The sequence below is a fragment of the Streptomyces sp. CB02959 genome, from assembly GCF_002803155.1.
In the GTDB taxonomy this organism is placed as follows: domain Bacteria; phylum Actinomycetota; class Actinomycetes; order Streptomycetales; family Streptomycetaceae; genus Streptomyces.
The window spans coordinates 626,471-645,638 of sequence record NZ_NNBP01000001.1 but is presented as its reverse complement, the minus strand read 5'-3'; the positions used below and the strand labels follow the sequence as shown (position 1 = coordinate 645,638).

Here is a 19,168-nt window from a genome sequence, read left to right as displayed (position 1 = left end):
CCCGCCGCTCAGGGCGCGCCGAAGCCGACCTTGCGGGCGGTCGGCTCGCCGAGCTCCACGTAGGCCACCCGGTCGGCCGCGACGAAGACCTTGCGGCCGTGATCGTCCACCAGGCTCAGCAGCTCCGCCTTGCCGGTCAGGGCGTCGCTCACCGCGCGCTCGACCTCCTCGGCAGACTGCCCGCTCTCCAGAACGATCTCGCGCGGCGCGTGCTGCACGCCGATCTTGACCTCCACGGCTACTGTCCCTCCGACGGTCTGGGGGTCCCCCGAGCGTCAGCCGGGGGAGGGTGCGCGGCCAGCCGCGCGGTACGCAGCACACATTAGCCCGGTACGGGGACGCACAGGACGTCGCCGACCACGCCAGCAGCGAACACGGTCAGTGTGTGTCGGTGCCGTGCAGCGGGAATCCGGCGATGCCCTTCCAGGCGAGCGAGGTCAGCAGCTGCACCGCGGTCTCCCGCGGCACCTGGCTCTCGGAGGACAGCCAGTACCGCGCCACCACCTGGGACACCCCGCCCAGGCCCACGGCCAGCAGCATCGACTCGTCCCGCGACAGCCCGGTGTCCTCGGCGATCACCGCGCTGATCGCCTCGGCGCACTCCAGGGACACCTTGTCCACCCGCTCGCGGACGGCCGGCTCGTTGGTCAGGTCCGACTCGAAGACCAGCCGGAAGGCGCCGCCCGGGTCCTCCACGTACGCGAAGTAGGCGTCCATCGTGGCGGCCACCCGCTGCTTGTTGTCGCTGGTCGACGCCAGGGCCGTGCGCACCGAGTGCAGCAGGGCCTCGCAGTGCTGGTCCAGCAGTGCCAGGTAGAGCTCCAGCTTGCCGGGGAAGTGCTGGTAGAGCACCGGCTTGCTGACGCCGGCCCGCTCGGCGATGTCGTCCATCGCGGCCGCGTGGTAGCCCTGCGCGACGAACACTTCCTGGGCCGCGCCCAGGAGCTGGTTGCGCCGGGCTCGGCGTGGCAGGCGCGTGCCCCGCGGGCGTGCCGCCTCGGTCTGCTCGATGGCGCTCACGCTGCCTCCCAGAAATCGTTCCGTTTGCGGTCCGTACAAGGTGGTGCACCGCGGCCGTCATCGTACTTTTGGGTAACGGGGCTGTGTGCGGTCCGGGGGGAGAAATTCTGCCCGGCGCCACTCCCCGAAGCCGACATAAGGCCCCAGGTCATCGGTATTCGTCTTCGTTGAGCTCGACGACCCGGGCCTGCTCGGCGCGGTCCGCCTCGTTCGCGGAGAACTCGCTGCCGGTCATGGTCTCGTCGCGCTGCGGTGCGAGCTCGGCGTGCTGCTCGGCGGCGTCGGCCTCCGGTGCCTCCACGTCGATCTGGGCGAGGGCCGGGCCGTTCGCCGCTTCCTCGAAGGTGTCGGGATCTGTCGGGTCGACGTGCATGGTGGCTCCCTAGTCCGGTGCGTGCGGGGGCCGTGGTCCGCGGGTGGCCGCCCTAGATACGAGCCTAGGAGAGCGGTTGCGCCGGCGCGATGCGGTGTGTGACCGCGAACACACAATCGGGGGCGTGATCGTCTCGTAACATCGACGGCATGTCTTCGACCGAGTCGCCGGACACCGCGACAGCCGCCGCCTTCCCGGTGCCGCCGGCCGGACCTGGTGCCCCGGGCGCCGTGGACGAGGCGGTCGAGTGGGTGTCGCTGGCGTCGCCGCCGCGGCTGACGATGGCCGTCCGGACCCCGGGCGAGCCGGCCGGTGCCGCCGGCCGGGACCGCGAACCCGCCCTCTACGTCCACGGCCTGGGCGGCTCGTCCCGGAACTGGTCGGCCCTGATGCCGCTGCTCGCCGACCGGCTGGCCGGCGAGGCGATCGACCTCCCCGGCTTCGGCGAGTCGCCGCCGCCGGACGACGGCAACTACTCGGTCTCCGCGCAGGCCCGCGCGGTCATCCGCCACCTCGACGCGGCCGAGCGCGGCCCCGTCCACCTCATCGGCAACTCCATGGGCGGCGCGGCGGCGACCCGGGTCGCCGCGCTGCGCCCCGATCTGATCCGCACCCTCACCCTGATCTCGCCCGCGCTGCCCGAACTCCGGCCGCAGCGGACGGCGGTGCCCACCGCGCTGCTCGCGGTCCCCGGCGTGGCCCGGCTGTTCGGCCGGCTCACCCGCGAATGGACGCCCGAGCAGCGCACCCGCGAAGTGTTGGCGCTCTGCTACGGCGATCCGGCCCGGGTCACCCCCGAGGGCCTCGCCTCCGCGGTCGAGGAGTACGCACGGCGGCTCGAACTCCCTTATTTCTGGGAGGTGATGGAGCGTTCGGCGCGCGGGGTGGTCAACGCCTACACGCTCGGCGGCCAGCACGGGCTGTGGCGTCAGGCCGAACGGGTCCTGGCACCCACCCTCCTCGTCTACGGTGGACGCGACCGCCTGGTCTCCATCCGGATGGCGCGGCGGGCGGCCGCGGCGTTCCGCGGCTCGCGGCTGCTGACACTTCCGGAGGCGGGACACGTGGCGATGATGGAGTACCCCGAGGCGGTGGCACGGGCCGTCCGCGACCTGGTGGACTCCGCCGCGGACGGGTCCGGAACCCCAGGTGCGGGCACCGGCGCGCCCCGGGCGGCCGATGCCGCGCAGTCCGCTGTGGGCGGGAGCTGACGGGCCGGTGGGACGACACAGCCGCCGGGGCGGGCCGCAGCGCCCGTCCGGTGACGCAGCCGAGACCGCCGGCGGTACGCCGCACACCCCGGGGACGGGGCGCCGCCGCCGGATGACCGGCCCCCCGGAGGGCGGCGGGACGGTCCGCGGCGGCCATCCCGAGCAGCACGAGCCGGGCGGCGGCTGGGGCGCGTTCCCCGAGCCGGGCGCCCCCGGCGCCTCCGCGTACGCACCGGGTGCTCCGCCCGCGCCGAGGATCCCCCGGCCGCGGGCCGCCGAGCCCGACGGGCGCCCTTCCGGTACGCCGCCCTTCGGTACGCCCGCGGCCGGTACGCCGGTGTTCGGCGCGCCGGTGATGGCGCCGGGCGGTGGGCCGGGGCCGCGGCGGGAGTATCTGGAGGCGTTCGGCGGGCCGGGCCGGCCGGGCGTGCGGGGCCCCGCGGCCGCCGACTTCCCCGCGGGCCTCCCGGACGAGGGGCCCGCGGCCTTCGTGGACGGGGCTTTTGGCGGTGCGTCCGGCGCGGTGTTCGCCGCTCCGGCCGCCGGTCGGGGCGGTGGCGACGCGATCGGGACCGAGGTCGAGGAGGCCGCCGGGCCCGAGGGTGCGGCGCGCACGGCCCGGAAGGGGACCAAGGTGCGGACGATCACCGGTGCGGCGGCCGCGGCGGTGACCACCGCGCTCGCCGTCGTCATCGCGGGCCAGGTCGCCGACCAGCACCGGGACGACGGCGGGGCGCAGGCCCGCAGTGGTGACGACCGGACCGACGGCGGCACCGACCAGGCGTCGCGCTCCGAGGTGCGGGCCGGTCAGGACGCCAAACCCGCCGACTACGCCACCTTGATGGCGCAGGTCTTCCCGCTGGACCCGAAGCTGACCGCCAGCGGCCGGTTCCGGCCGGTCGGCGGCGACGCCGGGGCGCCCGGCCACGGCAAGGTGCTGCGCTACCGGGTGGACGTCGAGGAGGGACTGCCGCTGGACGGCGGGCTGTTCGCCGAGGCGGTGCACAAGACCCTCAACGACGACCGGAGTTGGGCGCACGGCGGGCAGCGGACCTTCCAGCGGGTGGGGTCCGGCGACGCGGACTTCGTGATCTCGTTGGCGAGCCCCGGGACCACCGCGGCGTGGTGTGCCAAGTCCGGCCTGGACACCACCGAGGACAACGTCTCCTGCGACTCGGCGGCCACCGAGCGCGTGATGATCAACGCCTACCGGTGGGCGCAGGGCGCCAAGACCTACGGCCCCGACAAGATGCTGGCCTACCGGCAGATGCTGATCAACCACGAGGTCGGGCACCGGCTCGGGCACAACCACGAGGCCTGCTCGCGGTCGGGCGCGCTCGCCCCGGTGATGATGCAGCAGACGAAGTTCCTGACCACGGACGGGGCGACCTGCCGGCCCAACTCCTGGCCGTACCCGACGGGGCAGTGAGCCGCACCCGGCGGGCGTGGGATGCCGGTCGGGCGTGAGGTGCCTGGTCGTGCGTGAGGCGCCTGTTCGGGCCGGGGTGTGACGCCTCGTCGGGTGGGTGTGGGGCGTTTCGGTGGGCGGGAACGGGGCGTTTCGGCGGGCAGGCGTGAGACACCTCGTCTCGCACTCCGAGACGCCTTGCCAGGAACCGAACCTCCGTTCCATCATCAGCGCATGCCGCACCGCCACGCCACCGACCGCGCCGCTCTCCAGCTGGCGCTGATCGGCGTGTCCGTGCAGAGCGTGGCCGACATCGACTGTCGCTGAGGCCCGCCCGGTCCCGTCGAGGCACGGATGCCTCCCGGACCGGGGCGTTTCCCCCGCGTCGCCACGCAACTCCGTTGTGATTCCACTCCGTTGACGTGTCCGCAGGGGCGGCCTCGCGCGCCACCGCGCCCTCCTGCCGTCCCGTGCGGATGCCTCCTGCCGTGAAAGGCACCTCTCCCATGGCCGAGCAGGTCCCCTCCCGCCACCCGTCCCGCACCGCGAACCGGGTGGCCGCCGCCGTGGTCGCAGCCGTCCTCGCCGGGGGCGCGGCGGCCTGCGGCCCCAAGGACGCCGGCGCGGACGGCGGGGCACACGCCGCGCCCGCGAAGGGCGGCACGCTGACCGTCCTCAACTCCGAGCCGCAGACCAACTTCGACCCGGCCCGGCTCTACACCTCCGGCGGCGGCAAGGTGCCCACCCTGGTCTTCCGTACCCTGACCACCCGCAAGCGGGCCGACGGCGCGGCCGGCACCAAGGTCGTCCCGGACCTCGCCACCGACACCGGACGGCCCGGCAAGGACGCCACGGTGTGGACCTACACCCTCAAGGACGGCCTGAAGTTCGAGGATGGCACCCCGATCACCAGCGCCGACGTCAAATACGGCATCGAGCGCTCCTTCGCCCCCGAACTCTCCGGCGGCGCGCCCTATCTGCGGGACTGGCTGGTCGGCGGCGACACCTATGAAGGCCCGTACAAGGACACCTCCAAATCCGGGCTGAGATCCATCGAGACCCCGGACGACAAGACCCTGGTCTTCCACCTGCGCAAGCCGGAAGGGGAATTCCCGCTGCTGGCCACGCAGACCCAGTTCGCGCCGGTGCCGCGCGGCAAGGACACCGGCACGAAATACGAGGAGCATCCGGTCTCCTCGGGGCCGTACAAGGTCGTGTCGAACACCGGGGACGGCGAACACCTCGTTCTCAAGCGCAATGAGAACTGGTCGGAGAAGACCGACGACCAGCGGCACGCCTATCCCGACACCATCGACGTGAAATCCGGGCTCGACCCCGCGGTCATCAACCAGCGGCTGTCGACCGGATCGGGCGCCGACGCCGCCGCGGTCACCACCGACACCAACCTCGGACCCGCGGAACTCGCCCAGATCGCGGGCGACCCGGAGCTGAAGAAGCGGGTCGGCACCGGCCACTTCGGCTACACCAACTACCTCGCCTTCAACCCGAAGGTGAAGCCCTTCGACAATCCGAAGGTGCGGCAGGCCATCGCCTACGCGGTCAACCGGCAGAGCGTGGTCAACGCGGCCGGCGGCTCCTCGCTCGCCGAACCCGCCACCACCTTCCTGCCGAACCAGAAATCCTTCGGCTACACCCCGTACGACCCCTTCCCGGCCGGGCGGACCGGAAATCCGGAGAAGGCCCGGGAACTCCTCAAGGAAGCCGGCTACGACAACGGGCTGACAATCACCCTCACCCACTCCACCGCCAAGAACTTCGCGACCAGTCCGGAAGTCGCCACCGCCGTCCAGGAATCCCTCAAGAAAGCCGGAATCACCGTCAAACTGGCCGGTCTTGAGGACAACTCCTACAAGGAAAAGGTCCACAGCGTCACGGACGAGCCGGGCCTGTTCATCGGCGGCTGGGGTGCCGACTGGCCGTCCGGCGGCCCGTTCCTCGCGCCGATCTTCGACGGCCGGCAGATCGTCAAGGACGCCTACAACTTCAACCACGCCCAGCTCGACGACCCGGCGGTCAACCACGAGATCGACGAGATCAACAAGCTGACCGACCTGACCGCGGCGGCGAAGCGGTGGGGCGCCCTGGACCGCACCATCGGCCGGCAGGCGGTGTCCGTGCCGCTCTTCCACCCGGTCTACAAGCGGCTCTACGGCAAGGACATCAAGGACGTCGTGATCAGCGACTGGGACGGCGTCCTCGACATCTCGCAGGTCTCGGTCAACTGACGAACCGTCAAGAAGTGGGTGTATGGCGGCGGTTGCGGGACCGGCCGGGTGCCGCGGCGGCCGCCGCCGTCCTCGCGGCGCTCGCCCTGCTCGCCCTCGCCGCCCCGCTGCTGGCGGCCCTGGAGGGCCAGGACCCCACGACGTACCACGACGACCTGATCGACTCGGCCCGCGGCGGGGTGCCGCTCGGCCCGTACGGCGGGATCAGCGGCGACCACTGGCTGGGCGTCGAACCGGGCACCGGCCGGGACCTGTTCGCCCGGCTGCTATACGGCGCCCGGATCTCCCTGCTGGTCGCGCTGGGCGCCACCGTCGTCCAGGTGCTCATCGGGGTGGCCGTCGGGCTGGCCGCCGGACTCGGCGGCCGGTTCGCCGACACCGTGCTGTCCCGCCTCACCGACGTCCTGGTGGCGCTGCCGATGCTGGTCTGCGGGGTGGCCCTGACCTCGGTCGTACCGGCCGGTTTCCCCCGGCCGCTGCTGCTGGTCGTCGTCATCGGGCTGCTCAACTGGGGCGGCACCTCCCGCATCGTGCGCGCCCAGACCCTCTCGCTGAAGAAGCTGGACCACGTGGCCGCCGCCCGGCTCGGCGGGGCCGGGCCCTGGCGGGTGGCCCGCCGGGAGCTCCTCGCCGGGAGCTCCTGCCCGCGCTCGCCGCCCCGGTGATCACCTACGCGGCGCTGCTGGTCCCGACGAACATCGTGGTCGAGGCGTCGCTGTCCTTCCTGGGCATCGGCGTCAAACCGCCCACCTCCTCGTGGGGGCAGATGCTCTCCACGGCCACCACGTGGTTCCGCGCCGATCCGCTGTACGTCCTGCTGCCCGCCGCGTTCCTCTTCGTCACGGTCCTCGCGCTGACCGTCCTCGGGGACGCGGTCCGCGCCGCGCTCGACCCGCGGGAGCGGTCCCGGCTGCGGATCGGCACCACGGGCGCGCGGCGGATCCGCCGGGAGAGGAGCGCCACCGCATGACCGGCTACCTCCTGCGCCGGCTGGGCGGCGCACTGATCGTCCTGTTCCTGCTGTCCGTCGTCGTCTACCTGCTCTTCTACGTCGCCCCCGGCGACCCCGCCCGGCTCGCCTGCGGACCCCGCTGCGACGCCGGCCAGATCCGCCAGGTGCGCGAACAACTCGGCCTGAACGAAAGCCTGGTGGCGCAGTACCTGCACTTCCTCCAGGCCATCGCCGTCGGCCGCGACTTCTCCACCGGGACCGGAGTCCTGCACTGCCAGGCGCCCTGCTTCGGCCTGTCGTACCAGAACGACCAGCCGGTCACCGCACTGCTCGCCGACCGACTGCCGGTCACCGCCTCCCTCGCGGGCGGCGCGATGGTGCTGTGGCTGCTGCTCGGCGTCGGCACCGGACTGCTCTCCGCGCTGCGCCGCGGCGGGCCGACCGAACGGGTGCTGACGGTGCTCACCCTCACCGGCACCGCCACCCCCGTCTTCATCACCGGGCTGCTGCTCCTGATGCTGTTCTGCGCCTCCCTCCAGTGGCTGCCGTTCCCGTCCTACGTCCCGCTGACCGAGGACCCCGAGCAGTGGGCCTGGAACCTGCTGCTGCCCTGGACGGCACTGGCCCTGCTGGAATCCGCCAAATACGCCCGGCTGACCCGCTCCGCCACACTGGAGACGCTGGCCGAGGACCACATCCGCACCTTCCGCGCCTACGGGCTCCGCGAGCGCTCGGTGATCGGCCGGCACGCGCTGCGCGGCGCCCTGCCGCCGGTGATCGCGCTCAACGCCATCGACCTCGGCACGATGTTCGGCGGCGCGATGCTCACCGAGACCCTGTTCGGCCTGCCCGGCCTGGGCCAGCTGATGGTCCACTCGGTCCGCACCGTGGACCTGCCGGTGGTGGTCGGGACGGTGCTGGGCATCGGCGCCGCGGTGGTCGTCGCCAACGCCGCCGCCGACGTCCTGTACGCGCTCGCCGACCGAAGGGTGACCCTCACGTGACCGCGCAACCGACCGACCCGCTGGTCGAGGTCGCCGGCCTGACCGTCGACTTCCCGACCGCGGCGGGCGACGTCCGCGCCGTGGACGGAGTCTCGTTCCGCCTCGCGCCCGGCCGGGCGCTGGGCCTCGTCGGCGAGTCCGGCTCCGGGAAGTCCACCGTCGCCGCGGCCCTGCTCGACCTGCACCGCGGCACCGGCGCGCGGGTGGCCGGCACGGTCCGGGTCGACGGGCAGGACGTCCTCGCCGCCCCCGACGCCGCACTGCGCCGACTGCGCGGCGGCACCGCCGCGATGGTCTTCCAGGACCCGCTCTCCGCCCTGGACCCGTACTACGCCATCGGCGACCAGATCGCCGAGGTCCACCGGGTGCACCGGCCGGGCACCTCCCGGCGGGCCGCCCGGGCCCGGGCCGTCGAGGTGCTGGACCGGGTCGGGATCACGGACGCGGCCCGCCGGTCCCGGGCCCGGCCGCACGAGTTCAGCGGCGGGATGCGGCAGCGCGCGCTGCTGGCGATGGCACTGGCCTGCGAGCCGCGGCTGCTGATCGCCGACGAGCCGACCACCGCGCTGGACGTCACCGTCCAGGCGCAGATCCTCGACCTGCTGCACGAACTGCGCACGGAGAGCGGACTGGGCCTGGTCCTGGTCACCCACGACCTCGGGGTGGCCGCCGGCAGCGTGGACGAACTGCTGGTGCTGCGCGACGGCCGGGAGGTGGAACGCGGCCCCACGGCCGAGCTGCTCGGCACCCCGCGCGCCGCGTACACCAAGGAGCTGCTGGCGGCGGTGCCCCGGGTGGACGCCGTACGGAGCCCGGCACCGCCCGGGGCGGCCGCCGCGGACCCCGCCCCGGGCGAGCCGCTGCTCGAAGCCGTCGGTCTGCGGCGGGAGTTCGGCCGCGGACCGGCCCGTACCACCGCCGTCGACGACGTCTCGCTGACCGTCGCCGCCGGGGAGGTGCTGGGCCTGGTCGGCGAGTCCGGCAGCGGCAAGACCACGCTCGGCCGGATGCTGGTCCGCCTCCTGGAGCCCACCGCCGGGAGCCTGCGCTACCGCGGCCGGGAGATCGGCCGGCTCGGCGAGCGCCGACTGCGGCCGCTCCGCGCCGAGGTGCAGATGGTCTTCCAGGACCCCTCGTCCTCGCTCAACCCGCGCCGCACCATCGGGGAGTCGGTGGCCGACCCGCTGCGCGCCGCGGGCGGGTCGGACGAGGCGCGGATCGTCGGGCGGGCCAAGGAACTGCTGGAGCGGGTCGGCCTCGACCCGGACTGGTACCACCGCTATCCGCACGAGTTCAGCGGCGGCCAGCGGCAGCGCGTCGGCATCGCCCGGGCCCTGGCGCCCGCGCCCCGGCTGCTGGTCTGCGACGAACCGGTCTCCGCGCTCGACGTCACCACCCAGGCGCAGATCATGGCCCTGCTCGCCGAACTCCGCCGGGAGTTGGGCCTCGCCCTGGTCTTCATCGCCCACGACCTGGCGGTGGTCCGGGCGGTCAGCGACCGGGTGGCGGTGATGCGGGCCGGCCGGATCGTCGAGGAGGGGCCGGTCGACCGGGTGTACGACAGTCCCCAACACCCCTACACACAGGGGCTGCTGGCGGCCGTCCCAGCGCTGGATCCCCAGCTCGCGGCCGGGAAAAGGGAGCTGCGGGCGGTCGCCTAGGGCCGGTCCGCCGCATCAGGTCCGGCCCGGCCGCCGGACCTCCCCGCCCAACGCCCCCATAGCGCGGCGAAACGCCCTGAGGGGTGGAAAGTCACGCGTGTTCACCCCTTCCGGTGGCGCGACGGACAACCGTCCATCGCGCCACCGGCCCCTTTGCGTAGCTTCTTCCTGCACGTGGCGGGGGCGTACCGCGCCAGGACGCCGATATGGGAGGACGGGGGTGCCGTCGTGCGCATTGGACTGCTCACCGAGGGTGGCTATCCCTATGCGTCCGGTGAGGCGCACGGATGGTGCGAGCGGCTCGTCCGCGGGCTCGCCGGCCATGACTTCGCGCTCTACGCGCTGACCACGCACCCCCGGCAGGAGGCCTGCGGCCCCGTCGAACTGCCCCCCAACGCACGGCTGACGGGGCAGGCGCCGCTGTGGGGCGACGCCTCGGCACACCGCCGGACCGCCGGCCGCCGCGCCCGGCGCCGCTTCGCCGCGCACTTCGGCGACCTCGTGGCGGCCTGCGCGGCGCTGGCGGCGGGGGAGCGGGCCGCCGGTGCGGACGGCGCCGCGGCCGGCCGGGCGGACCGTTTCGCCAGCGGCCTCTACGGACTCGCCGACCTCGCCCGCGCCGGTGCCGCGCTGCCCGCCCTGCTCCGCTCCGAGGACGCCGTCCGCGTCCTGGAGGCCGTCTGCCACGGCCCCGGAGCGTCGTCCGTCCTCCAGAGTGCCCAGGTCACCGACCTGCTGGCGGTCGCGGCGGAGCTGGAGTCGGCGCTCCGCCCGCTCGCCCTGGACTGGTACGGCGACGCCGGACTCGCCGGGGTCGACCTCTGCCACGCCACCTCGGCCGGCGCCGCCGCGCTCCCGGGACTGCTGGCCAAACGCTTCTTCGGGACCCCGCTCCTGGTCACCGAGCACGGCGTGCGGCTGCGCGAGCACTACCTCGCGCACCCCGCGGCGCCGCGGACCGCGCCGGTCCGCGCGCTGCTCACCGCCTTCCGGCGCGCCCTCGCCGCCGAGACCTACGCCCGGGCCGCGCTGATCACCCCCGGCGGCACCCGGGCCCGCCGCTGGCAGGAGCGCTGCGGCGCGGACCCGGCCCGGCTGCGCACCGTCTACCCGGGCAGGGAGGCCAGCCCCTTCACGGCGGTCCCGGACGCCGCCGCGGACGATTCCGCGACCCTGGTGTGGACCGGTGCCATCACCCCGGACAAGGACCTGATCGGGCTGCTGCACGCCTTCGCCGAACTCCGCAGGGCCGTCCCCGCCGCCACCCTGAGGATCATCGGCGGCCTCGGCGCCCACCCGGAGGCCGCCGGATACCGCGCCCAGTGCCGGGCGCTGGCCGCCCAGCTCTTCCCCGACGAGGCCGCCGACGCCCGGTCCGCCGGGGAGAACCCGGTCAGCTTCGAGGAGTTCGGCGACCCCACCGCGCCCACCCCGGCGGACGCCTACGCCTCGGCGACGGTGGTGGTGCTCTCCAGCGCCGTCGAGGGGTTCCCGCGCTCCCTGGTGGAGGCGATGTTCTGCGGCCGCGCCACGGTGTCCACCGACACCGGCGCGGTCTGCGAGGTGATCGGCGGCACCGGGCTGGTGGTCCCGCCGCGCAACCCCCGCGCCCTGGCCGACGCCTGCCGGGCGCTGCTCACCGACCCGGAGCGGCGCGCCCGGCTGGGCGCCGCGGCCCGCGCCCGGGCCCTCGAACTCTTCACCGTCGAGCAGAACATCGCGGCATTTCGCGGCATCTACCTGGAGCTGATCGCACAGGCCCCGGGCGGTCCGGCGGGGTGCGGCGCCACGGCCGGGGACGGCGTCCCGCGGCCCTTCGCCCGGCCCGCGGAGTCCCGGATGCCCGGCGGGCCGTCGCCGGTGGGCGCCACCACACCGACCTGGGCGCGGGCCGACCGGGCGGGCGGACGGGCCCGGCGCACACGGTACGGGGCGGCCGGCGAACCGGCCGCCGGGCAGGTGTGGTGAGGGTGAGGGAGACCGCAGTGGTGACAGTCGTGCTGGAGGTGCTCTGCGCGGTGGGCGTGGTGGGCACGGCCCTGGTGACGGGGAGGGCGGACGTGGCGCACGAGGGAAGCCGGGCCGGGGCCCGGAGGTGGGGCCGCCCGCCCGCCGGGCTCCCGCTGCCCGCCCGCGGCGTCCGCGCCGCCGACCCCTGTTCCCGGGACCGGGGGAGAGGAGACGGCGCATGACCGCCCCGGAGAGCGGCACCGCGGCGCCGCCCGCACCCCGGCCGGCCCCGCGGCACGGCCCCGCCGACCCCGTCAAGATCCTGATGCACCGCCACCGCACCTTGTGCGAACGGGCCGTCGACCCGTTGGAGATCGCCGCCGGCCTGGAGGCGCACGGGGTCACCGACCGCGCCGCCGCCCGGTTCCGGCACCGCGACGTCTTCTCCCTGGCCGAGGAGCTCTACGCCCGTGTCCCGCGCGCCGACGAACCGGAGCGGGCGGCGGCGGAGGAGCCGGGCGCGGACCCGCCCCCGGTGGCCCCCGCGCCCGCTCCCCTCTCCCGGGTCGCCCGCGCCGCGGTGCAGCTGCTGCCCGGCGCGATCGGCCTCGCCACGGTCGCCGCCCACGCCTCCGTCAGGACCCCGACCGGGCACGTCCTGACGGCGGTCGACGCGACCGGACTGCTGCTCACCGTCCTCGCGGTGCGGCTGGCACTGCGGCACGGGCCGCTGCGGCTGCGGCGCGGCCCCGGCTCCCGGGCGGCGGTGCTGTGGGCCGCCTGGGCGGTCGGCTACGCGGTCTACGGCGACTGGCTGCTGACGCAGCTGCTCTCCGGCGGACCCGATGTGCCCGGCCCGCATCCCCGGGCGGCGGTGGCCGCCGCCGTGGCGCTGGCCTGCGCGCTCGCCCCGGCCGCCGGGTGCGCCCACTGGTTCGCGGTCCGCGCCCGACGCGGCCTGGCCACCAGTCGCGCACTGTCCGAACTCGCCTCCCGGGTAAGGCCGTTGCTGGTCGGTGCCACGCTGCTCTTCCTCGTCGCCGCGGCGGCGCTGGCGCTCGGCGCCCGACTGCTCCTCGCCGGCGCGGGGAGCCCCGGCGGCCGGACGGCCGTCGCGGCGGTCTGCGCGCTGGCGGTGCTGCTCTTCCTCGCCCGGCTGCTCTCGGCGCACGGCTTCCCGACGGCCGCCGCGGCCGGTCTCGGCACCGCCGCCGCCCTGGAAGCGGCGGCCCCGGCCCTCGTCCTGGCCGCCCGGCTCCCCGGCCTGGCGCGGCTCGGCACCCCCGTGGAGGTCCTGGTCCGCGCCGCCGGACCGGCCGCGGTCCCCGCCCTCGCCGGCGCCCTCGCCGCGCTGGGCCTCCTCGTCCACGGCCTGCGGGCGCTCACCGGCGCCTGCGCGCACCCGCCCTCCCCCGAGCCCGACCGGCGCGGGGGTACCCCCGCCACCGACCCGGCGGAGGACCGCCGGTCATGAGCCGCCGCACCGGCCCGTACGGGCCCCCGTACTCCGTACCCCCCGCGGCGCGGCGCCCCGATGCCGCCGCCCCGCCCGCCCCGGCCACCGCGCCGCGGACCCCACCCCCCACCGGCCCCCGCCCCCAGGGGCGGACGCCGAACCCGCGACCGGAGCCGGAGGCATTCGCCCGCTTCCCTCGATCCGCATGAGGAGTCGACACATGAACGTCCACCCGACCACACGGCACGCGCGCAGGGGGGCCGCACGATGAGGGTGCTGCTCATCGGCGCGAACGGGTACCTCGGCCGCTACGTCGCCGACCGCCTGCTCGCCGACCCCGCCGTCCAGCTCACCGCCCTCGGCCGGGGAGACGACGCCGACGTCCGCTTCGACCTCGCCACCGGCAGCCCCGGGGCGCTCACCCGCTTCCTCGACGCGGTCCACCCCGGCGTGGTCGTCAACTGCGCCGGCACCACCCGCGGCGGCGCCCGGGAGCTGACCCGGCACAACACCGTCGCGGTCGCCACCATCTGCGAGTCGCTGCGCCGCAGCGGCTGCGGCGCCCGCCTGGTCCACCTGGGGTGCGCCTCCGAGTACGGGCCCTCGCAGCCCGGTTCGTCCACCGCCGAGGACGCGGTGCCGCGCCCCGGCGGCCCGTACGGGGTCAGCAAGCTGGCCGCCACCGAACTCGTGCTGGGCTCCGGACTCGACGCGGTGGTGCTGCGGGTCTTCTCACCGGTCGGCCCGGGCACCCCGGCCGGGTCGCCGCTGGGCCGGCTCGCCGAGGCGATGCGGCGCGCCATGCAGTCCGGGGACAGCGAGCTGAAGCTGGGCGGCCTGGGTGTGCAGCGGGACTTCGTCGACGTCCGGGACGTGGCCCGGGCGGTGCACGCCGCCTCGCTCTCCGCCGCGCAGGGCGTGGTCAACATCGGGACCGGGCGCGCGGTGCGGCTGCGCGAGGCCGCCGCGGTGCTCGCGCGGGTCGCCGGGTTCGGCGGCTCGCTGCACGAACTCGACTCGCCGCCGGCCCGGTTGGTGATCCCGGCCCCGGCCGCCGAAGGGCAAGCGGCCGGCGCGCCGCTCACCGCCTACCCGTATCCGGACGGCTGCGGCACCTGGCAGCAGGCCGATGTGCGCACCGCCCGCGACCGGCTCGGCTGGCGCCCGCGGATCGTTCTGGAGGAGTCCCTCGCCGACATCTGGATGGAGGCCGCATGCCGGATCTGAGCACTCCTGCGGAGACCGGCGCCCGGCCCGGCCCGCCCCGGCCTCCCGGTCAGCGCACGGATCCGTGAGACGGATGTCCGCCTGTTGGGACGCCTGGCCGGGGAACGGGATGCCCGCCCCCCGGCCAGGCGGGTCTCCGCCCCACCGCCCGTCAGACCACCGGGGCGACCGCGGCGGCGGTGCCGCCTGGGAGTCGCTGCCCGGCTGCTGGGACACATTCGTCTCGCGCATCGGACCAGGTGTCTCGGAATGAAGAAGGGCGTGGCAGTGTTACGGGAAGAACCCTCTCCACCGGTTCCGGCCGGGGCGGGGGAACCCCATCGAGACCGACCAACGGAGTCCCCGTGTCGCTGCCACCCCTGGTCGAGCCCGCTTCGGAGCTCACCGTCGACGAGGTCCGCAGGTACTCCCGCCACCTGATCATCCCCGATGTCGGGATGGACGGGCAGAAGCGGCTGAAGAACGCCAAGGTGCTGTGTGTCGGCGCCGGCGGCCTGGGTTCGCCCGCGCTGATGTACCTGGCCGCGGCCGGCGTCGGCACCCTGGGCATCGTGGAGTTCGACGAGGTCGACGAGTCGAACCTGCAGCGCCAGATCATCCACAGCCAGGCGGACATCGGCCGTTCCAAGGCCGCCTCCGCCAGGGACACGGTGCTCGGCATCAACCCGTACGTCACGGTCAACCTCCACGAAGAGCGCCTGGAATCCACCAATGTCATGGAGCTCTTCGCGCAGTACGACCTGATCGTCGACGGCACGGACAACTTCGCCACCCGCTACCTCGTCAACGACGCCTGTGTGCTGCTGAACAAGCCGTACGTCTGGGGTTCCATCTACCGCTTCGACGGCCAGGCGTCGGTGTTCTGGAGCGAGCACGGTCCGTGCTACCGCTGCCTGTACCCGGAGCCCCCGCCGCCCGGCATGGTGCCGTCCTGCGCCGAGGGCGGCGTGCTCGGCGTGCTCTGCGCCTCCATCGGTTCGATCCAGGTCAACGAGGCCATCAAGCTGCTCGCCGGCATCGGCGACCCGCTGGTCGGCCGCCTGATGATCTACGACGCGCTGGAGATGACGTACCGCCAGGTCAAGGTCCGCAAGGACCCCAACTGCGCGGTCTGCGGCGAGAACCCGACCGTCACCGAGCTGATCGACTACGAGGCGTTCTGCGGTGTGGTCTCCGAGGAGGCCCAGGAGGCGGCGGCCGGTTCGACGATCACTCCCCGGCAGCTCAAGGAGTGGATCGACGCCGACGAGAAGATCGACATCATCGACGTCCGGGAGCCCAACGAGTTCGAGATCGTCTCGATCCCCGGCGCCCGGCTGATCCCGAAGAACGAGTTCCTGATGGGCACCGCCCTCCAGGACCTCCCGCAGGACAAGAAGATCGTCCTGCACTGCAAGACCGGCGTCCGCTCCGCCGAGGTCCTCGCGGTCCTGAAGTCCGCGGGCTTCGCCGACGCGGTGCACGTCGGCGGCGGCGTCATCGGCTGGGTCAACACCGTCGAGCCCGAGAAGCCCGTCTACTGACCGTTCCACCGGGCGGCGGTTCCGCCCCGTGACACGTGAAGGCGCCGGTCCGTGCGATACGGACCGGCGCCTTCGTGCGTACCGGCGTGCGTGCCGGAGCGGGTCGGCTCAGATCTCGCCCTTGCGGCTGAGGAAGGTGAAGGCCATCCAGCCGGGCAGCACCGGCAGCCAGAAGACCATCAGCCGGAAGAGCAGCACCGCCGGGAGCGCCGTCTCGGCCGGCAGCCCGCCGAAGGTCAGCGCACCGATCAGCGCGGCTTCCACGGCGCCCACGCCGCCCGGTGTCGGCGCCGCCGAGCCCAGCGCGTTGCCCGCCAGGAAGGCCACCGCGATACCGGCGTAGCTGATCTGGTCGGCGCCGCCGAACGCCCGGATCGAGGCGTCCAGGCACATCACGTTCGCCACCGTCAGCAGCAGCATCCCGCCGATGCCGGTGACCAGCTTCCGCGGCCGCTGGAGGATGTCCAGCATCCGCGGCACCACCCCGGCGAACAGCGACCGCAGCCGGGTCGCCACGAACTTGCGCAGCACCGGCACCGCCGTGACGACCAGGACCAGCACCGCCACCGTCAGCAGACCGGCGATCACCGTCCGGGACGGCGAGATCTGCGGCGCGTGCTCGGTGCCGGTCAGATAGCCGAACGCCAGCAGCAGCACGATGTGGCTGCCCAGCCCGAACAGCTGGGACGCGCCGACGCTCGCCACCGCCAGACCGGGCCGCACCCCGGCCCGCTGCAGGAAGCGGGTGTTCAGCGCCACCCCGCCGATCGCCGTGGGCGCCACCAGCTTCACGAAGTCGCCCGCGACCTGCGCGAGCAGCGTCCGTACGAAGGAGACCTTCTCGGTGACGAACCCCAGCAGGCTCATCGCCGCCGCGACGTAGGTCAGCGCCGAGAAGAACGCCGCCACCAGCACCCACACCCACCGGGCCTGGTTGATCACATCGCCGAGGTTGAAGTTGGTGAGCTGCGACAGCAGCACGTACGCCGCGAAGGCACCGGCGATCCAGCTGATCAGGATGCGCGGACTGAGCCGCTCCAGCTTCGCCGGCTCGATCACCGCGGTCGGCCGGATCAGCAGCACCTGCCGGCGGATCTGGGCGAGCAGATCCTCCTCCAGGGCCTCCTCCGACGCCTCTTCCAGGGCGCGCTTCTCGGCGGTCTTCTCGGCGTTCCGCATCGCCCGCTGGGCCTTGCGGTCCTGGGGGCCGTTGGCCTCCCGGGCCTCCCGCGCCTCCTTGGCGGCCTGCGAGGCGGCCAGCACCGCCTCCCGCTCCCGCTTGGACCGCTCGCGGGCCAGCTGGCGCAGGGTGGCCCGGGTGGTGCGGCTGAGCGCGATCGGCTGGAGCAGCGGCAGGCTGTCGGCGACCGCGTCCGGGCCGAGCACCTCGACGGCCGCGGCGACCGCCCGCTCGGCGCCGACCCGCAGTCCGCAGGTGGCCAGCAGCTGGGCGATGTCCATCCGCAGCACCACGTCGCCGGCGGCGATCTCGCCGCCCCGCAGATCGGTCAGCACGATGTTGCCGGAACGATCCACCAGCAGGGCGTCCCCGACCAGCCGCCGGTGCGCGATCCGCCGCGACTGCAGCGCGGCCACCTGCCGCCAGGCGCTGTGCATCAGCTCGTCGGTGATCTCCTCGTCGGCCAGCGCGTCGAAGCTGCGGCCGCCGATGTGCTCGTAGACCAGCATCACGGCGTCCGGGCCCAGTTCGGAGGTGGCGATCAGCTTGGGCGCGTTGGCCCCGGCCGCGATCGCCGCGTACGCCAGCAGCGCCTCCTGCTCCAGGGCCTGGCGCAGGGACTGGAGGCTGCGGCGCTGGTTGATCCCGCGCAGCGACAGCCGCCGCCACACGCGGTAGAAGAAGCCCTGCGCCTGCTGCTCGCGGTCGACGACGGTGACGTCGATCGGCGGGCCGTCCTCCAGGCTGACGAGGTAGCGGCGGCCCCGGTCGGCGTGCTCGGGTTGGTCCGGGTTGGCGATGTCCTCCGCGCGCATCGCGCTGACCGGCCGGAAGCCGACCCGGCGCAGGCCCGCGAGGAGGTTCTGGCCGGTGGGGCGGACGTTGGGCGAGCCGACGGCGTAGAGGGTGCCGAAGGCGACGGTCCAGCCGATCAGCACGGTCACCACGATCGCGAACGGGGTGGTGTACCGCCCGATCAGCACCGCGAAGGCGTCCAGCAGCAGGACGCACCACATCGCCACCCGCCAGCGGGGGCGCCGGGACATCCCCACTGCCGTCATGTAGGCGATGACCGGTGCCAGGTAGCTGTGCACCGGTGCGGAGAGCGCCCCGTTGGCCAGCGGCTGGGTGAGCGCGCTGCGGATCGAGGCGGGGGCGGCCTCGGCCACCCACAGGTCGGTGGCGAGCGACACCCCGTGCGCCAGGACGGCGGCCAGCACACCGTCCGCGATCCGCAGTCCGTCCCGCTTGATCAGGCGTTCCACGGCGAACGCCACCGGCACGATCAGCACCAGGACGCTGGACGCCAGCCCGGCCAGGTTGATCAGCAGCGGCGGGGCCGCCCCGGCGCCCTGCCCGATGTCGTTCTTCAGACCCTGGGTGGTGCCGTGCGCGAAGGTCGCCAGCGCCAGCACCAGCGCGATCCCGGCGATGCCGAGCAGCAGCCGCAGCAGGTCGGCGGGGCGGTGCACCCGCGCGGGCACCAGCGGTTCGTCCACCGCGAGCCGGTCGACGGGGAACTGGCCGGTGCCCGGGGAGCCGTCCTCACAGCGGTGCGCGCCCGTGGGGGGCGCGTCGTCGGCGGTCTTGTGGTGCTCCAGCCGTTCCTCCGGCTGCCGGTCGCCCTGGTCGCTCTCCTTCGTCCGCCGGACGGGCTGGTGCCGCTCGGGTGGCTCGGGCGCCGTGGGCCGTCCCGGCCTCGCGGACGCCTCGGGTCGTTCGGCCTTCTCGATCGTGCTCGCCTTTTCGGTAGCGGGGGCCCTGGTCGGCTCCCGTTGATGCGTCCCCTCTTCGGCCGCCCGCGGCCCCTGCGGCTGCGCGGTCCCTGCGGTCGGTTCCGGGGTGGTGCCGGTGACCAGCACATCAGGGGCGCCCGCCTCCCGGGGAGGCGCCGCACCCTGCTGCTCGGCCGTCTCTTCTTGATCTCGTATCACCAGTCACCGTCCGGAAGATGGTG

Annotated in this window: 15 protein-coding genes and 1 pseudogene; 12 read left to right on the top strand and 4 right to left on the bottom strand. The window is 74.4% G+C overall.

Annotation, left to right across the window (positions count from 1 at the left end; genetic code table 11):
* Positions 1-8 precede the first annotated feature (8 nt).
* The 3 genes from CG747_RS02675 to CG747_RS02665 all read right to left on the bottom strand — a co-directional run bounded on the left by CG747_RS02675 (position 9) and on the right by CG747_RS02665 (position 1,393).
* Complete coding sequence (locus CG747_RS02675; protein WP_100599920.1) at positions 9-236, bottom strand: DUF3107 domain-containing protein; 228 nt, start codon at positions 234-236, stop codon at positions 9-11.
* Between the two features lie 142 nt (positions 237-378).
* Complete coding sequence (locus tag CG747_RS02670) at positions 379-1,020, bottom strand: TetR/AcrR family transcriptional regulator (RefSeq protein WP_100599919.1); 642 nt, start codon at positions 1,018-1,020, stop codon at positions 379-381.
* A gap of 148 nt (positions 1,021-1,168) precedes the next feature.
* On the bottom strand, positions 1,169-1,393 hold the full coding sequence (locus tag CG747_RS02665) for a hypothetical protein (RefSeq protein ID WP_100599918.1): 225 nt from the start codon (positions 1,391-1,393) through the stop codon (positions 1,169-1,171).
* Positions 1,394-1,542: 149 nt separating this feature from the next.
* On the opposite strand from CG747_RS02665, the gene CG747_RS02660 reads away from it, so the two are divergent.
* The 12 genes and pseudogenes from CG747_RS02660 (at position 1,543) to moeZ (ending at position 16,031) form a co-directional block, all read left to right on the top strand.
* Positions 1,543-2,604 carry an alpha/beta fold hydrolase gene (locus CG747_RS02660; protein ID WP_100599917.1) on the top strand — a complete coding sequence of 354 codons (1,062 nt, stop codon included), beginning with the start codon at positions 1,543-1,545 and terminating at the stop codon, positions 2,602-2,604.
* 112 nt (positions 2,605-2,716) lie between these two features.
* Positions 2,717-4,033 carry a DUF3152 domain-containing protein gene (locus CG747_RS02655; protein WP_100600079.1) on the top strand — a complete coding sequence of 439 codons (1,317 nt, stop codon included), beginning with the start codon at positions 2,717-2,719 and terminating at the stop codon, positions 4,031-4,033.
* Between the two features lie 213 nt (positions 4,034-4,246).
* The gene (locus CG747_RS50885) at positions 4,247-4,339 is read left to right on the top strand and encodes an Ms4533A family Cys-rich leader peptide (protein WP_362294761.1); all 93 of its coding nucleotides are present in this window, start codon (positions 4,247-4,249) and stop codon (positions 4,337-4,339) included.
* 179 nt (positions 4,340-4,518) lie between these two features.
* Positions 4,519-6,258, top strand: a complete 1,740-nt coding sequence (locus tag CG747_RS02650) for an ABC transporter substrate-binding protein (protein ID WP_100599916.1) — start codon at positions 4,519-4,521, stop codon at positions 6,256-6,258.
* Positions 6,255-7,228, top strand: a pseudogene (locus CG747_RS02645) (ABC transporter permease). The gene CG747_RS02650 and the pseudogene CG747_RS02645 overlap by 4 nt, the downstream one beginning before the upstream one ends.
* Entirely contained in the window at positions 7,225-8,214 is a 990-nt protein-coding gene (locus tag CG747_RS02640; protein ID WP_100599915.1) for an ABC transporter permease, read from the top strand. Before CG747_RS02645 ends, CG747_RS02640 begins: the two are co-directional and overlap by 4 nt.
* Positions 8,211-9,875: an ABC transporter ATP-binding protein gene (locus CG747_RS02635; RefSeq protein ID WP_100599914.1), complete on the top strand. Its 1,665-nt coding sequence runs from the start codon at positions 8,211-8,213 to the stop codon at positions 9,873-9,875. The genes CG747_RS02640 and CG747_RS02635 overlap by 4 nt, the downstream gene beginning before the upstream one ends.
* Positions 9,876-10,103: 228 nt before the next feature.
* Complete coding sequence (locus CG747_RS02630) at positions 10,104-11,843, top strand: DUF3492 domain-containing protein (protein WP_100599913.1); 1,740 nt, start codon at positions 10,104-10,106, stop codon at positions 11,841-11,843.
* Between the two features lie 2 nt (positions 11,844-11,845).
* Complete coding sequence (locus CG747_RS02625) at positions 11,846-12,067, top strand: hypothetical protein (protein ID WP_100599912.1); 222 nt, start codon at positions 11,846-11,848, stop codon at positions 12,065-12,067.
* A complete protein-coding gene (locus CG747_RS02620) occupies positions 12,064-13,299 on the top strand; it encodes a hypothetical protein (protein ID WP_100599911.1) in 1,236 nt (411 codons plus the stop codon). Before CG747_RS02625 ends, CG747_RS02620 begins: the two co-directional genes overlap by 4 nt.
* A 249-nt stretch (positions 13,300-13,548) precedes the next feature.
* Positions 13,549-14,508, top strand: coding sequence for an NAD(P)-dependent oxidoreductase (locus CG747_RS02615; RefSeq protein WP_100599910.1), 960 nt, complete (start codon positions 13,549-13,551; stop codon positions 14,506-14,508).
* 344 nt (positions 14,509-14,852) lie between these two features.
* The gene (gene moeZ, locus CG747_RS02605) at positions 14,853-16,031 is read left to right on the top strand and encodes an adenylyltransferase/sulfurtransferase MoeZ (RefSeq protein ID WP_100599909.1); all 1,179 of its coding nucleotides are present in this window, start codon (positions 14,853-14,855) and stop codon (positions 16,029-16,031) included.
* 108 nt (positions 16,032-16,139) lie between these two features.
* On the opposite strand, the gene CG747_RS02600 is transcribed toward moeZ, so the two are convergent.
* Positions 16,140-19,145 carry a lysylphosphatidylglycerol synthase transmembrane domain-containing protein gene (locus CG747_RS02600; RefSeq protein WP_100599908.1) on the bottom strand — a complete coding sequence of 1,002 codons (3,006 nt, stop codon included), beginning with the start codon at positions 19,143-19,145 and terminating at the stop codon, positions 16,140-16,142.
* Positions 19,146-19,168 lie beyond the last annotated feature (23 nt).

Coding starts and splice junctions, on each gene's coding strand:
- CG747_RS02620 (WP_100599911.1), top strand. CDS start 12,064: ATGACCGCCCCGGAGAGCGGCACCGCGGCGCCGCCCGCACCCCGGCCG.
- CG747_RS02665 (WP_100599918.1), bottom strand. CDS start 1,393: ATGCACGTCGACCCGACAGATCCCGACACCTTCGAGGAAGCGGCGAAC.
- CG747_RS02640 (WP_100599915.1), top strand. CDS start 7,225: ATGACCGGCTACCTCCTGCGCCGGCTGGGCGGCGCACTGATCGTCCTG.
- CG747_RS50885 (WP_362294761.1), top strand. CDS start 4,247: ATGCCGCACCGCCACGCCACCGACCGCGCCGCTCTCCAGCTGGCGCTG.
- CG747_RS02655 (WP_100600079.1), top strand. CDS start 2,717: ATGACCGGCCCCCCGGAGGGCGGCGGGACGGTCCGCGGCGGCCATCCC.
- CG747_RS02660 (WP_100599917.1), top strand. CDS start 1,543: ATGTCTTCGACCGAGTCGCCGGACACCGCGACAGCCGCCGCCTTCCCG.
- CG747_RS02615 (WP_100599910.1), top strand. CDS start 13,549: ATGAGGGTGCTGCTCATCGGCGCGAACGGGTACCTCGGCCGCTACGTC.
- CG747_RS02650 (WP_100599916.1), top strand. CDS start 4,519: ATGGCCGAGCAGGTCCCCTCCCGCCACCCGTCCCGCACCGCGAACCGG.